The organism is Dokdonia ponticola (assembly GCF_042653865.1).
Lineage (GTDB): Bacteria > Bacteroidota > Bacteroidia > Flavobacteriales > Flavobacteriaceae > Dokdonia > Dokdonia ponticola.
Genome location: NZ_JBHSFV010000018.1, coordinates 1 through 15,455, shown reverse-complemented (window position 1 = coordinate 15,455; position 15,455 = coordinate 1). Strand labels below are relative to the sequence as shown.

Genomic DNA, 15,455 nt, shown 5'->3' with positions numbered 1-15,455 from the left:
CTTTCTAAAAACTACTGTTAGCATGTCAAACTGAGCACTTCAACAAGTTCTGTGTGCACTTGTCGAAGTTTTTAATCTTTAGTTAATCTATCATTCCTTCGACAGAGCTTGTCTTGAGCTTGTCGAAAGGCTCAGGATGACAATCGATCTATATATAAACTATTTAGACTGTCTTTTCACTTTTTCACTTTTAACTTTTAACTTTTAACTTTTAACTTTAATCACGTATTTACTTTCCATTGAAAGCTTTCGTCTTCAAAAATTTCTTTTCCAAAAATGGGTACGTTGGCTTTGATTTCATTCACTAGATACGGTAAGGACTCAAAAACACCTTCCCGATGTGCCGAAGACACAAAGACAAAAAAGCAAATCTCACCTGCTTTTACTGTGCCTATACTATGATAGATATGCATACAATGCACAGGATATTTTTCAAAAACGTGTTCTCGTATATCGTGACATACCGCATTTGCCATTTCTTGTTGTGCCGAAAAATCAATGGCAGCAACGGTTTTTCCTGCTATTTCATCCGCACGGACCTGACCTAAAAAAATATCATGGGCGCCGATGCCAGTTTTGGATTGGTGATTAGCAATAGACGTCGCGATCCGTTCGGGAGAAATCGCCCCTTCTACAAAAATGTTCTTTATTTTCTGTGTTTTCATACGCTTGTTTTTATCCATGTATGGAGTGCTTCAGCGCCTTCTTGGAGGCTGTAGCATTGAATGATTCCTTGATGTATTAATGCTTGTGTCGCTTTTTGAGCTCTTTGTCCTGATTGGCAAAAAAGAATGATTTTTTTATGGTGTTTAAGTTCGTTTGTATGTGTTGTTACTTCTTCCCACGGAATACATTGTAGGTTTGAAAGTGCTATGCGTGGGAGTTCGTCGGTGTTGCGAACATCAATCCAAAGGGTTTCTTCTTCGGTCTCGAGATCATCGAGTGAAACTTTGGGAGCGAACTGACAATCCTGAATCGCTACTTCGGTAAGGGGTGTGTTTTTAATGTGCGCAATACCTTCGTCATTACGCGTAATTTCAAGGAGTTGCTGGTGATGAGTACGCACATCGAGATACAGTACTTTTCCGCTTAAGACTTCGCCGATGTTGAGGATGATTTTCAATACTTCGGTGGCTTGTAGGATGCCTATTTGACCCGGTAACACGCCTAAAACTCCTATTTCACTACAATTTGGAACTTCTCCTTCATTAGGCGGAGTCGGAAAGAGACAGCGATAGGTAGGCCCGTTTTGGTGATTAAAGACTGCTACTTGTCCTTCAAATTTGTATAAAGACCCGTAGACCATGGGGATATCTAATTTCACACAGGTGTCATTGATCAAATAGCGTGTCGCAAAATTATCAGAGGCATCGACTACAATATCGTACTGACGTATAATGTCTAAACTATTTTGTACAGTCAGCGCCACAGGAAATGCAGTCATCTCAATGCTGGAATTTAACGCTTCCAAATGCTTTTTGGCGATGAGGGCTTTATTCTTTCCGAGATCTTTTTCTCGATACAATACTTGTCGCTGCAGGTTAGACAGTGATACGGTGTCAAAATCCACAATTCCTATACTTCCGATGCCTGCCGCAGTCAAATATTGCAATGCTGGACACCCAAGTCCACCCGCACCTACCACGAGCACTTTTGCTTGTGTGAGACGCTCTTGACCTTCATGGCCAATTTCGGGTAACTGTGTATGTCTGCTATATCGATTCATTAGCCTCCTGAAAAGGGTGGGAAAACGTCCATGCGACCTTCGGTGATCTCCGTATTTCCGTTGATTATTTTATTGTTTTGAGCCAATTGGTATGTGCTTTCGCGAAAGCGTACATCAAACACTTCCAGTTCTTTTTTTAAGCCAGCTACGGTCCGAGAAGCAACGTCAAGAGGTTCTTCCGTTTTGCCGAAAAGGGTCGTCAACTGACCGTGATAATGTAACGTTATCTTCATGATCAAAACATTAGTAATTTGATGGAAGCAGTGATTAACACAGTGGCTAAGCAATACTCCAAGATGCGATGAGTCCATTTTTTACTTCCTAAATAACTCCCTGCAAGGCCACCAATCACCGCTATGACGACCATCACCCCTGCGATGGGATATAATTGAATCCCGCTACTAAATTGCCCGAGCAATCCTGCGGCAGAATTCACCCAGATGAACAAGGCAGAAACGGCCGCAGCTTCTTTCATGGTGCCCCAATGAAGCAGCAGAATGATAGGCGTAAGGATAATTCCGCCCCCAATACCAATCAGTCCCGAGAAAAAGCCTATGACAGCTCCTAAAACGAGTGCTGGAAGAAAGTTGTTTTTTTTAATAGCCTCTTTGTTGTGATTTCGTTTCCACAACATTCTTGCGACAGCAAATACCAACAGCACGCCTAATATTTTTTTATAGATCAACGGATCTACTTCGATCATACCGCCTATAAATGCAGCTGGAATCGAACCGATGGCAAAGGGAATAAAAATAGATTTTTTAAAATACCCTGCTTTTTGATATTGATAAAATGCAATGCCAGCGACAAAAAGATTGAGTAATAGCGCTGTTTGCTTCATGGTTGTATTAGGAATGCTGAATAAGGCCATGAGTGCTAGGTAGCCACTCGCACCGCCGTGTCCGACACTTGCGTAGAGGAAGGACAGGATAGGCAAAATAGCCAAAAATGCGATAAGCATAGTGGTCTCTAATCCCATAAATCGTTCGCTTTTTTTAATTCATTATCTAGATGCACTGTCGTGGTGTCCATCAAGTTCTCAAAAAATGAGAGAAGTTTTTCGCCATAAGATGTCACCATCGCTCCACCACCGCCAGCCCCCCCTTTTTGGAGCTGTACCAACTCATGTACCGCCATAGTATTGACTTGATGGATCAAACGCCAAGACTTTCGATAGGAAATTCCTGTTTCTTTAGCGGCTTTATTTAACGAACCTGTTTTTTGGATAGCACGTAATAACTGTACATGTCCCTTGCCCATAAATTTAGCGCCGTCTATTTCTAACCAGATTCTATGTTTACTGTGTACTTCCATAGGGCAATAAAATAGTTTCTACTATGGTTCCTTGCGCAACTTCTGTGGTCGTTTCGGGAATATAAACAAGCGCATTGGCTTCGGCAAAGGTGATCATGGTCGCACTATTCTGAAAATCTAAAATAGTGACTCCTTCCCTATTTACCCGTGCTTTTAAAAACAACGCTCGCCCAAAGGTATTGGTAAAAGCCGCACTGATCGGGAGATGTATGCGCAATAATCCTTGATACTGAGCACCACTTAGAATATCAAATGCCAGCTGCACATAGATATAGTAACAGGTCAATGTAGATGCTGGATTACCCGGTAACGCAAATATATAGGTGTCGTTTTGTTTTCCAAAAAACAAGGGTTTTCCTGGTTTTTGAAGTACTTTATAGAAGATGGTACGTACGTCTAAATTTTGTAACGCAACGCCCACAAAATCATAATCACCGACAGAGATTCCGCCAGAAATTAAGACAAGTTCTGAAGTGGCTATGGCATTTTGAAGTATTTTTTGTGTTTTCTCAAGATTATCTTCTACATACACAATTTGCACCTCGTGAATGCCTCTTTGATGAAGCACAGCTTCTAGAACGGCACTATTACTCTCATAGACTTGCCCATCTGCTAGTGGGTTTCCTTCTTTTACCAACTCGTTACCTGTAACAAGAATGGTTACTTTAGGGTTTCTCGTCACTGAAACCGTATCAATCCCCAAACTTTTAAGGAGCCCAAGGGAGGATGGCTGTAAGGTATGTCCTTTTTTGAGTGGACAACTCCCCGCTTGTATCTGCCCTCCTATGGCTCTTATATTTTGACCTACAACAGGTACTTTCTCTATATGAATATGATCATCTTTTCGTTGTACTAATTCTTGGATCACTACAGCATCAGCCGTATCAGGAACGCGGGCTCCTGTAAAAATACGCACAGCAGTACCAGATGTCAAGGATGGATTTTGGGCATCACCTGCTTTAACTTCACCTATGAGGGTGAAGGTGTTGTTTTTGTTGTTGTTTCCGCTTTCGCGAAAGCGTACCGCATATCCATCCATAGCCGATTGGCGAAAGGAAGGAAGTGATACTGGTGCGACAACATCCTGCGCAAGGGTACGTCCTATTGCGTTTGAAACAGGAATATGCTCAGTGGCATCAAATGATTGGACATTTTTGTGGACAGATTGTATGGCTTGAGAAACAGTAATCATCATTTTTCGTTATGCATACGTGAATATAACGAAAAATATACGGACGTCCATTATTCTTTTTCATCATTTGAGAATAGTGAATTATTTGAGGCTATTTCTTGGATTTCATGCCGGTAATTACCCAGACATGTGGAAACGTAATAGTCGCTAAAAAAGCAAAAAAGATCGCATTAAATAGGTATAGATCATCCTGTAGGTAAAAATATAAGGAGAAAACGCCTGCGATGGATAGTAGCCAATACAGAAAAGAGGATTTCAAGTATTTAACCACAGAAGTCATGGACGTATTTCCATACAAAAAACGAATTTGACCAGACAGTGATGGAATCGCATGCCAAATCACAAAATAGATCGCAAACGACCAGAGTAGGTTCGCCATTTTAAATAATACGATAAAAACCAAGATATACACAAACTCTTCGAGATAAGAGACCTCTTTCTTTTTATGTTTGAATAAGAGTAAAGAGAATATTAGAGTAGAAACTCCTGTGATCCCTACCCCTACTAGAAAAAAAGTATTTGTTAAGGTGTAAGAAGTAATATCATAAATGATGGAAGAAGTAGCTGCTGTATTGAAATAAAAAATCAAGAATAAGATGAGCATCCCGTACGAAGTATAACAATAAGGTAACAGAGCGGATTCTTTTTTATAGGTATCATGTAAGTGCTCTTCTCCAAAATGAAAACCGCTTATCACCACAAATACCGTTAAGGCGAGTACAGGAAGTATATAAAAAAGAACGCCTACACAAAGGACAAATGCCACATAGCCTGCTAAAATTTTATACGAACTTGTTTTTTGAGTAGTTTCCTTTTGTGTGAGTAATTTGATGTCATTGGCTCCATGAAGGAGCCCTAAGGTGAGTATAGAAACGTACGCAAACACGTTTTCTGCCTCACTATCAAACTGAATGGTGAGCCATAAGAGGAAAAAAGTAAGTACGATTTTATAGTTTTTCACAGGCAAAGTATAAATATATCATAAATATAAGATCTTTTTGTTTAATTTTTATTACTTTTAGTTAAACAAAAAAAAACAATTTAAATATGAATCTTTTAACACTACCCACAATTCTGGACAAAATCGCATCTGACGATTATGTTGCATTTACATTTTTTGTAGGCGCTATGGCTATGATGGCCGCGGCTGCTTTTTTCTTTTTATCAATGAGTAGCTTTGATAGAAAATGGAAAACTTCGATCCTTGTATCAGGATTAATTACATTTATTGCAGCGGTACATTATTGGTACATGCGTGATTACTGGCAAATGAATGCCGAGTCTCCTACCTTCTTCCGTTATGTAGACTGGATACTGACCGTGCCATTGATGTGCGTTGAGTTCTATCTGATTTTAAAGGTAGCGGGCGCCAAAAAATCACTCATGTGGAAACTGATTTTTCTCTCTGTCGTGATGCTTGTGACCGGATACCTGGGAGAGACGGTGTACCGTGATGCTGCTTGGTTTTGGGGACTTGTATCTGGTATTGCTTACTTTGTGATCGTTTACGAGATCTGGTTAGGAAGTGCCAAGAAAATTGCTGTACAAGCAGGCGGTGCTGTACTAAGTGCGCACAAAACTTTATGTTGGTTTGTCCTTGTAGGATGGGCTATTTATCCTATTGGATACATGGCTGGAACACCAGGATGGTATGAAGGCGTCTTTGGAGGTCTTTCTCTTGATGTAGTATATAACATCGGAGATGCTATCAACAAAATTGGATTCGGTCTTGTTGTCTATAACCTAGCGGTTATTGCGACTGAGAAAAAGCAAGTCGAAGCTTAATAACAAAATTAACCATCAAAACTAAAAAGACCGTCGGAAAAGACGGTCTTTTTTTGTTTGCAAGTATGAACTTTGCACACTTAGAATCACATTAATTACTGAAAATCGTTTTCTCCTTTTTATTTACTTGTACGCTTGACATGCACATCCAACTGAGGAAAGGCTATAATTATATTATTTTCAATAAATCTTTTATTGATGATTTTTCGAATATCGCTTTTGATTCTCTCTACTCTAAACACATTGGCACTAAAAAATAAAAGTTGAAAATCTAATGATGAAGTACCAAAACTTAATAATCGAGCTTCAACCAAATTCCTGTCTTGTATGCTGGAATGCTCAAACGCGCTTTCTTCTAAAATTTTAATAACAAGATCAACATCGCTTCCATAAGCGACACCAACATCAATTTTAAAACGTGTTTGTTGTGATTGATGACTCCAGTTAATGACTTTACTCGTAGTAATCAAAGAATTTGGAATAATAATAGAAATATCATCTCTATTCATGGCTTTAGAAGTTCTTAAGCCTATACTTTCAATTTTAACAACATCATCGTCAATTTCTAGTACATCGCCTACTTTTATAGATCTTTCTGAAAGCAAAATGATTCCTGATATGACATCGTTAAATGTTTGCTGTAATCCTAGACCAACTCCTACCAATAATGCTGCCGATCCTGCTAATAATAAAGTGACTTTAACACCAATAGATTCTAATAGCAATGCAATAGCCATGACCCAAACTACATATTTAATAATTTGGAATATAGCGTACTTACTTCCTCTATCTATCTTGCTAAATTTATAATTACGAAAAAGCGCTTTTTTAATAATCCACAGTAGGATTTTAGTTCCTATGATGATTAATAAAATACTAACTACTTGGAAAACCTTTAGCGTATGATTCCCAAAAGTTAGTAATTCATAATCTAAAATTTGATTGACTACTTGCATTGTATTAGGTGATTTTAGTTGAAAGGTATCTCTTTTTCGTCAGTAATGGAGCGAAGTCTTTAAACAAAATAGCATCAAAAGAGAAGAAACTTTATGGGTGTAAGACACCTATTTCATTCATAAAAATGATACGTTTTCCATTTCTTGGGTATTTTTTCGCTTAAAGCGAAAAACTGCGATGCGTTTTCTTCATCATTTCTTCTCAACAAAACTATCAATTTTCGTTCCTTAGCTTTCAAAAAATATAACGGAAACAAACATCGTTACATCTCGGCCAGAACGTACGTTCTGTCATATACTCGATAGAAAAAATCATAATTTTGCTGTATGTTACATATATAACCAAAAAGAGCGTCTAAAAATATTTTTAGACGCTCTTTAATTAGTAGTGTACAAATAGTATATACTATCCTTTTATTTTCGCTTGTTGTATAGCGTTTGCTTTCATGGTTTCATCAGGTACGATGGCTAGGGTAACACGTCTGTTTTTTGCTCTTCCCGCAGCTGTTTCATTGGTGGTTGCAGGTTGTAATTCTCCGTACCATACTGTTGTAAAGTGGCTAGAAGGAATACCATTAGACGCCAAGTATGCACTCACTGCTTTGGCTCTACGTTCTGATAATAATAAATTTGAAGACTCCGAGCCTACATTATCAGTATGACCAGCAACAATAATTTTTGTGTTTGGATATTCTTTCATCACATTGGCTAACTTTGTAAGTAGTTCTTGCGACTCACTATTTACGTTGTATTTTGCCGTATCAAAGTACACGCCAGAGTTCTCATCAAAGGTCACGACTATACCATTATCAATACGCTCTACAACAGCGCCAGGAATTTCTTCTTCTATTTTTTGAGCCTGCTTATCCATTTCGTTTCCAATAATGATTCCAGCAGTACCTCCTACGACACCTCCTATGACAGCACCTAGCTCTGAATTTTCCCCATCACCCGTATTATTTCCGATGATGGCGCCTAGTATGGCTCCTGTAGTAGCGCCAATCACGACTCCTTTTTGTTTGTTATTCGCATTTTTTGTGGCTTCACATCCTACAGATAGCACTGTACAAATGGCCACGATAGATATATTTTTTATAATTGATTTCATAATTTCTTATTGAGTTAGGTTTTTAGAAAAATTCATGCTAATTGTAAAAGGACTGCCTTCTAATTGCACTTTTTGGTTAATTTGCAACTGATTGTCAGACAGGTAAGAGATAGAGAGTTTAAATCCTTTATTATCCATCGTAGACTTCATTTTTTCGTCCGTTGGTTTTAGAATAATATCGTAAGCAGTTTCGTTTTCTCCTGTACCTGGTAATGACCAGACAAAATACCGTTTCCCTGTAGGACAATTGGCATCTGTTATTTCGTAGTTACCAAAATTATTATTGGGTATAAACCGCCATGTAGAGCCCTCTAGACATTCTGCTGAGGTGTCTCCAAAAATAGTGACGTTAAATATTCCTGTTCTGTCATAGGAGATTTCATTAAGTGTCCAAGTTCCTTTCAAGGTTTTTTTAGATTCTTTGATTGTTTTGGATGGTCCGCAGCTCAGTAATACTAAAGAACACATCGCAATAAGCCATTGTTTTTTCATAAATAGTGTTTTAAATGGTTGGGTTATTACTAATTTTTGATGGTTACATCATGTCATTATTTCATACATACGAAGATGCAATAGTATCTGGACTTTTGTGTTACATGATTCCTATCATTGTTTATATAATTTTGGATGGGTTGTTGATTCAAGCTAACATGTACATAGTAAATACCTATCTAGTAAAAGCAACCTTCCCAATTCACATTTAGTCGCCAAACTCCCCATCAATTAATGGGAATTGCATGATCTAACTCTTATCTTTGTAACACGCTTTTTAGGTGATCTATATCATGTTCATCTAGAGAGGTAGCTCCTTTTATCCAATAGATGTAGTGTGATCAACACACCAAGTCAAAAAGTTTCAATGCATTCATGAATAAAGCTATATATATTGCTACTACAGAGTCCAATAGTGGTAAATCCATTGTTTCCCTTGGACTCATGCAATTACTCCTTCAGAAGGTCGTAAAAGTGGGGTATTTCAGACCCATTATTGATGATTTTGAACCTGGAGAAACCGATAATCATATTCACACCGTTACCTCATATTTCAATTTGGATTTGAAGTTTGAAGATGCGTATGCTTTTAAAAGAAGTGAAGTCATTCGAAATATCAATGAGGATAAGGATGACCAAATCATTAGCACGATTATCAAAAAATACAAGGCGATAGAAAAACGCTTTGATTTTGTGATTGTAGAAGGTACTAGTTTTTCGGGACAGGGATCTATGATCGAATTTGATATCAATGTATTAATCGTACGGAATTTAGGGATCCCCGCCATTATTTTAACGAGTGGCGTAGGGAGAACCTTAGAAGAACTCGTTGGCGATTTACAAATTACCTACGACTCCTTCAAGGATAAAGAAGTTGAGGTCGTCTCTATTATTGCCAATAAAGTACTTCCTGAAAATCAAAAGAGCGTCGTTGATGCCTTAGAAAAAAAGCTTCCTTCAAAAGTATTGGTCAATGCCATTCCGCTCAATCCTATTTTAGCAAATCCGTCGATTAGTGAAATTGTAGAAGCCTTTGATGCCAAGGTGCTGTTTGGAGAAGAATTTTTGAATAATCAAGCAGGATACTTTAGTGTGGGCGCGATGCAATTACGCAACTATCTCACCTATTTAAAATCCAATAGTTTGGTCATTACGCCAGGAGATCGTGCTGATATTATCTTAGGCGCACTTCAGGCAAATGTATCGGCCAATTATCCGTCTATATCTGGCATTGTTCTCACCGGAGGGCTCATTCCTGAAGAATCGATTAATCAGCTTATAGAAGGGCTGTCAGAGATTGTACCTATTATTTCGGTAGAAGGTGGTACGTTTTCTGTGACCAACAAAATTGGAAGTATTAAATCTCAGATTTATGCAAAAAACACCCAAAAAATAACGACCGCCATTCGTGATTTTGAGAATTATGTAGATACAGAGGCGTTGATAGAACGTCTCATTACGTTTAAGCCCAGTGGGATTACACCTCGAATGTTTCAGTACAACCTACTGCAAAAGGCACGCGTGCATAAAAAACATATCGTATTGCCCGAAGGCACAGACGAGCGTATTCTGAGAGCCACTAAGCAGTTAATCGATCAGGATATTGTGACCATCACTTTACTTGGAGATCGCGGAGAAATAGAAACGAAATTAGGCCTATTAGACCTAGATCTCAATCTTGATAAAATTACCATTATCAATCCTAGTGAATCTGTTGATTTTGACGCTTTCGCGAAAGCGTTATACGAACTACGCAAACATAAGAATGTAAATCTTGCGATGGCACGTGATCTGATGGAAGATGTCTCCTATTTTGGAACGATGATGGTACACATGGGAAAGGCAGACGGCATGGTGTCTGGAGCAGTGCACACCACACAACATACCATTCTTCCGGCACTTCAGTTTATTAAAACCAAACCAGACGTAGCTTTGGTGTCTTCGGTATTTTTTATGTGCCTAGAAGATCGCGTGAGTATTTATGGCGATTGTGCCATTAATCCGAATCCGACTGCAGAACAATTGGCTGAAATCGCTATTTCGTCTGCAGCAACGAGTCTCGCTTTTGGAATCGAACCTAAAATCGCCATGCTCTCCTACTCTTCCGGTACGTCTGGTGTGGGTGAAGATGTAGAGCGTGTACGAAAAGCCACCACCATTGTTAAGCAAAAACGTCCTGATCTAAAAGTCGAAGGCCCTATTCAATACGATGCCGCCGTCGATATGCAAGTGGGGCAAACCAAAATGCCAAATTCTGAAGTGGCAGGACAAGCGAATGTGTTTATATTTCCTGATCTCAACACAGGGAATAATACCTATAAAGCGGTACAAAGAGAGACCAAAGCGCTGGCGATTGGTCCTATCATACAAGGACTGAATAAACCGGTAAATGATCTCAGCCGTGGATGTACCGTGGATGATATTTTTAATACCGTTGTTGTGACCGCTATTCAGGCACAGGATATTTAAAAGAAAAGCTACATGAATATACTCGTCATCAACTCAGGGAGTTCGTCTATCAAATTTCAACTGATCGAAATGCCATCAGAAAACGTAATCTGTAAGGGAATTGTCGAACAAATAGGAGCTGAAAACGCCCGACTGAGTTACAAATCAGCTCACAGTGAGGTTAAAAAAACAGACGGATTTGCCACTCATAAAGAAGGATTACAAAGTGTTGTTGACGTATTGCTTGACCGAGAAAAAGGAGTGATTCAACAGGTAAGTGATATTCATATCGTGGGACATCGAGTGGTGCATGGTGGAAATTCTTTTTCAAGCACTACAGAAATCAATGCGGACGTAAAGGCAAAAATAGCCCAGTATGCTTCGTTGGCGCCTTTGCATAATCCGCACAATCTTCAAGGGATTTTGCTTGCCGAACACTTATTTCCCGATGCCACACAAGTGGCAGTATTTGATACGGCGTTTCATCAAACCATTCCATTAGTCGCTCAAAAATATGCGATTCCAAATACGCTTTTTAGCGAACATGAAATTCAGGTATATGGGTTTCACGGCACGAGCCATAAATATGTCTCTGAAAAGGCGATGGAGTACTTACACCTAGATACCTCGAAAATTATTTCTATCCATTTAGGAAATGGATGCAGTATGACAGCGATTGTAAATGGAAAAAGCATCGATCATAGTTTGGGCTTCACCCCTTCTACTGGACTGATTATGGGTTCGCGAAGCGGTGATATCGATCATTCTATCATATTTTATATGGTGAACACACTAGGCTATAGCTTAGCTGACGTTGAGAATCTATTGAACAAAGAAAGTGGCATGTTAGGTCTTACTGGCTTTAGTGACCTTAGAGATATTCAAGCCGGTGTTGAAAAAGGAAATACTGACTGTATCCTTGCCATGGAAATGAATGCGTATCGTATTAAAAAGTACATTGGTTCGTATATCGCCGCCATGAACGGATTGGATGCTATTGTTTTTACCGCAGGAATTGGCGAAAATTCTAGTCTACTGCGAAAAATGGTCTGCACAAATCTGGAGACTTTCGGTATCATCATAGACCCTTCTAAAAACGTGGAATCCTCTCAAGAACTCAGAGCCATTCATGCGGACGCTTCTCAGGTAAAAATACTAGTGATTCCTACCAATGAAGAATTGGAAATCGCTAAGCAGGCGTATCAATTACTACAATAAGGTATTGTTTGTATGCTCGTTTTGGAGGCTTGTTGTGTATGATTTCGCTTAAAGCGAAATAAATAACCCGTATTTTTTACAACAAATAGGAAATAATCCAATTTACAGTATCTTTGTGATATGAAGTTTATGAATGCGAAGTACACGATTATAGATGTTGAAACTACTGGGGGCGTTCGCTACGGACGGATGACAGAAATCTGTATCATTACCGTCATTCATGGAAAAGTAGTGGATATTTATTCTTCACTTATCAATCCTGAAGAATCTATCCCGAGAACTATCACGGCGCTTACGGGCATCACCAACGAAATGGTCGCCCATGCGCCTCGATTTTATGAAATCGCAGATATCATCGAAGAAAAAACAAAAGATGCTCTATTTGTGGCTCATAACGTCAATTTTGACTTTGGGTTCTTAAAAAAGGAATTTGAAATGATAGGGCGTACGTTTCAACGTAAAAAATTATGTACGGTTCGCTTATCGCGAAAACTCATTCCAGGATTATACTCGTATAGTTTGGGAAACCTATGCACCTCTATCGGGATCTCACTCAAAGGCGCACACAGAGCCGAAGCCGATACCAGAGCTACCACCGAGCTTTTTCTGAGATTAATGAATATCGATAAAGATGCTGATTTTTCGACCTTTACCACATTCCTCCATAAATCATCACGGCAAGCGACCTTACCGCCCCATATTCCTACCGAAGATTTTGAGAAATTACCTGAGTCGGCGGGGGTGTATATTTTTAGAGATAAAGCGGGAAAAGAGATTTATGTGGGGAAGGCGATTAATATTAAAAAAAGGGTGTTGTCGCACATCTATTCCAAAACGCAAAAGTCTATCAATCTGTGTACCGAAACCTATCATTTGGATTATGAAGAGACCGGTAACGAACTCACGGCGTTGTTATTAGAAGCAGATTACATACGACGGTTTTATCCGAAGTATAACCGTGCTCAAAAACGACCGACCACCACCTATCAGATCATCTCGTATGAGAATCAAATGGGCGTGATCCAACTAGCATTGGGAACGACAAAAAGCACCATCAACTCAGTTTTGACACTCTACAACAAAGAAATAGCCCTAGAGACGTTAATGAAGCTTTGCGAAGACTATGAACTGTGTCCAAAATATTGTTCGCTGCAAAGCACACCGGCAGGGTGTTCCCATTACAAAATTAAAAACTGCAAAGGCATCTGCATGGGTAGCGAAAATGCAGCGGACTATAACACGAGAGTACATCGTGCGTTGGATGCATTAGTATCTGAACAAGAAACCTATATCATTAAAGAAAAAGGTCGAACACCCTCAGAAAACTGTCTCATCCTTGTAGAACAAGGCGAATACAAAGGATATGGTTTTATAGACCATGACGTCGCTATTACAGATTTTGATGGCTTCAAAACGCATATTACGCCTTTTAAAAATACATACCATACCACGAAGATTATGAGTGGGTATATGCGTAAAAACAGTAAGAGGAATATTATGAGGGCTGAGGTTTATGTTGAGGGGATTGCTTCGTTCCGCTCGCAATGACGGTACAGAGGCTCCGCTCGCAATGAAGGGTATGTGGACAACGTCATTGCGAGCGAAACGCAGTGAAGCGAAGTAATCTCAATAATGAGAGTACGGGTTTCTAAAAGAGCTACTATTCCTTTAGAAAGTACTTTTTGAAGTCTTTTTAACCCATCCCTACAAAAATTATTTTTTACTTTGCAGTCATGGCACTATCGGCACTTGCAAAAAGAAATCTGGCTAAAATCCTCCCCTTTGGAGTCATTTGGTTGATTTTTGGTGCCTTATTTCTTTGGGTCGAAGCTGCGGTGCTTGGAGGTCAAGAAAATGCTGCTGCAACAGCAGTAAAACTAGATGCACAGATTGTCACTTTTGCACTATCGGTGATTTTCTTGATTGGCTGTATTGTCGGTTTTATAGAAGTGAAGTACCTAAGCCGATGGTTTGAGAAGAACTCTTTTTTAGTAAAAATTGGCTCTAAGTTTTTCATTTATCTCCTCTTCTTTTTACTCATCATTGTGATTAATTTCCCAATAGCTGCGAGTCTTGAACTAGACACTACCATTGTTGACCAACGGGTGTGGGATAAATTTTATAATTTCTTTTTTAGTATTACCCACCTCAGTGCAATCATTCAATTGTCATTTTCATTAATGATTTCCCTGTTATACGCAGAGGTGAGTGACCATTTAGGACAACAGGTAATGCTCAATTTTTTTACAGGTAAATACCATAATCCCATTGAAGAAGAACGCATATTCATGTTTGTAGACATGAAAGATTCTACCACCATTGCAGAGAAGATAGGCAACCAACACTACTTTGAACTCCTACGCTCCTACTATTTTACATTTTCAAATGCGATCATTAAAAATCAGGGAGAAGTCTATCAATATGTGGGGGATGAAATTGTGATCACTTGGAAATTAAAGCGAGGCATTACTAACAATCAGTGTATCCAGTGTTTTTTTGATATGAAGAAGGATCTCCAAAAAAAACAGAAGCTCTATCACAAAAAGTACGGAGTGGAGCTTGATTTTAAGGCAGCCCTTCATTACGGTCACGTCATTACAGGCGAGATCGGTGCTTTAAAAAAAGACATATTCTTTACAGGAGATGTGCTGAATACCACAGCGCGTATTCTTGGATTAGCTTCGGTTTACAGAGAGGATTTATTGCTGTCTGAACCGCTTTCGCGAAAGCTGAACCTGCCCGAAACATATACGGTAAAAAAGTTAGGAGCCCCCTCATTAAAAGGAAAAGCCGACAGTGTGGAGATTGTGGCGGTTTATAAAAATTAGACATAGTGAGATTTTACAAAGTGTAACAATACGGTATTGTAAATTTACTTTGATTTTGTTTTCTATATATCGACACAAACACTTATCTCAGATAGGAATCCTTGGCAAGCTTGAAACCCACAACGAGCCATGCTCGTTTGGTTTTTTGTTTTCGTACGCAAGCTGAAACGAGTTTTTCAAAGGGATTACCTGCGGTGATCCCATAAGAGAATCCTGGGCAAGCATGAAACCCACAACGAGCTGTGCTCGTTTGGTTTTTTGGGCTCAACACAAAAAGTTGTGGGGTAATTAAAATTGAGACAACTTTGCTTTAAAAAATTCTATGTCCTCAGATGCTCTATTTGCTGCCGCCAACTTATTACTTCCAGAAGTTCTTGTAACTTATTTT

At 39.1% G+C, this 15,455-nt stretch carries 15 protein-coding genes; 5 read left to right on the top strand and 10 right to left on the bottom strand.

The window, feature by feature from the left end:
- Window positions 1-221 precede the first annotated feature (221 nt).
- The 7 genes from ACFO3O_RS20660 to ACFO3O_RS20630 all read right to left on the bottom strand — a co-directional run bounded on the left by ACFO3O_RS20660 (window position 222) and on the right by ACFO3O_RS20630 (window position 5,193).
- Window positions 222-665 carry a molybdenum cofactor biosynthesis protein MoaE gene (locus ACFO3O_RS20660; protein WP_379982426.1) on the bottom strand — a complete coding sequence of 148 codons (444 nt, stop codon included), beginning with the start codon at window positions 663-665 and terminating at the stop codon, window positions 222-224.
- On the bottom strand, window positions 662-1,726 hold the full coding sequence (locus ACFO3O_RS20655) for a ThiF family adenylyltransferase (protein ID WP_379982424.1): 1,065 nt from the start codon (window positions 1,724-1,726) through the stop codon (window positions 662-664). Before ACFO3O_RS20655 ends, ACFO3O_RS20660 begins: the two co-directional genes overlap by 4 nt.
- Entirely contained in the window at window positions 1,726-1,959 is a 234-nt protein-coding gene (locus ACFO3O_RS20650) for a MoaD/ThiS family protein (protein WP_379982422.1), read from the bottom strand. The genes ACFO3O_RS20655 and ACFO3O_RS20650 overlap by 1 nt, the downstream gene beginning before the upstream one ends.
- 2 nt (window positions 1,960-1,961) lie before the next feature.
- Window positions 1,962-2,705 (bottom strand): sulfite exporter TauE/SafE family protein, encoded by a 744-nt coding sequence (locus ACFO3O_RS20645; RefSeq protein ID WP_379982420.1) that lies wholly within the window; start codon window positions 2,703-2,705, stop codon window positions 1,962-1,964.
- Window positions 2,696-3,040, bottom strand: coding sequence for a winged helix-turn-helix domain-containing protein (locus tag ACFO3O_RS20640; RefSeq protein WP_379982418.1), 345 nt, complete (start codon window positions 3,038-3,040; stop codon window positions 2,696-2,698). Before ACFO3O_RS20640 ends, ACFO3O_RS20645 begins: the two co-directional genes overlap by 10 nt.
- Window positions 3,024-4,235 carry a molybdopterin molybdotransferase MoeA gene (locus ACFO3O_RS20635; RefSeq protein WP_379982416.1) on the bottom strand — a complete coding sequence of 404 codons (1,212 nt, stop codon included), beginning with the start codon at window positions 4,233-4,235 and terminating at the stop codon, window positions 3,024-3,026. Before ACFO3O_RS20635 ends, ACFO3O_RS20640 begins: the two co-directional genes overlap by 17 nt.
- Window positions 4,236-4,323: 88 nt before the next feature.
- Window positions 4,324-5,193, bottom strand: a complete 870-nt coding sequence (locus ACFO3O_RS20630; protein WP_379982414.1) for a Brp/Blh family beta-carotene 15,15'-dioxygenase — start codon at window positions 5,191-5,193, stop codon at window positions 4,324-4,326.
- Window positions 5,194-5,279: 86 nt separating this feature from the next.
- On the opposite strand from ACFO3O_RS20630, the gene ACFO3O_RS20625 reads away from it, so the two are divergent.
- Window positions 5,280-6,017, top strand: coding sequence for a bacteriorhodopsin-like (locus ACFO3O_RS20625; RefSeq protein WP_379982412.1), 738 nt, complete (start codon window positions 5,280-5,282; stop codon window positions 6,015-6,017).
- 119 nt (window positions 6,018-6,136) lie between these two features.
- Here the strand turns inward: ACFO3O_RS20625 and ACFO3O_RS20620 are convergent, their stop codons facing one another.
- The 3 genes from ACFO3O_RS20620 to ACFO3O_RS20610 all read right to left on the bottom strand — a co-directional run bounded on the left by ACFO3O_RS20620 (window position 6,137) and on the right by ACFO3O_RS20610 (window position 8,573).
- Complete coding sequence (locus ACFO3O_RS20620; protein WP_379982410.1) at window positions 6,137-6,973, bottom strand: mechanosensitive ion channel family protein; 837 nt, start codon at window positions 6,971-6,973, stop codon at window positions 6,137-6,139.
- Between the two features lie 406 nt (window positions 6,974-7,379).
- Entirely contained in the window at window positions 7,380-8,081 is a 702-nt protein-coding gene (locus ACFO3O_RS20615; protein WP_379982408.1) for a YiaD family glycine zipper/OmpA-like lipoprotein, read from the bottom strand.
- 6 nt (window positions 8,082-8,087) lie between these two features.
- Window positions 8,088-8,573 (bottom strand): lipocalin family protein, encoded by a 486-nt coding sequence (locus ACFO3O_RS20610; RefSeq protein ID WP_379982406.1) that lies wholly within the window; start codon window positions 8,571-8,573, stop codon window positions 8,088-8,090.
- A 375-nt stretch (window positions 8,574-8,948) separates the two neighbouring features.
- On the opposite strand from ACFO3O_RS20610, the gene pta reads away from it, so the two are divergent.
- The 4 genes from pta (at window position 8,949) to ACFO3O_RS20590 (ending at window position 15,067) form a co-directional block, all read left to right on the top strand.
- Complete coding sequence (gene pta / locus ACFO3O_RS20605; protein ID WP_379982404.1) at window positions 8,949-11,042, top strand: phosphate acetyltransferase; 2,094 nt, start codon at window positions 8,949-8,951, stop codon at window positions 11,040-11,042.
- A 12-nt stretch (window positions 11,043-11,054) separates the two neighbouring features.
- Window positions 11,055-12,239 carry an acetate/propionate family kinase gene (locus ACFO3O_RS20600; protein ID WP_379982402.1) on the top strand — a complete coding sequence of 395 codons (1,185 nt, stop codon included), beginning with the start codon at window positions 11,055-11,057 and terminating at the stop codon, window positions 12,237-12,239.
- Between the two features lie 129 nt (window positions 12,240-12,368).
- Window positions 12,369-13,787, top strand: coding sequence for an exonuclease domain-containing protein (locus ACFO3O_RS20595; protein WP_379982400.1), 1,419 nt, complete (start codon window positions 12,369-12,371; stop codon window positions 13,785-13,787).
- Window positions 13,788-13,972: 185 nt separating this feature from the next.
- Window positions 13,973-15,067 carry an adenylate/guanylate cyclase domain-containing protein gene (locus ACFO3O_RS20590; protein WP_379982398.1) on the top strand — a complete coding sequence of 365 codons (1,095 nt, stop codon included), beginning with the start codon at window positions 13,973-13,975 and terminating at the stop codon, window positions 15,065-15,067.
- Window positions 15,068-15,455: the final 388 nt, after the last annotated feature.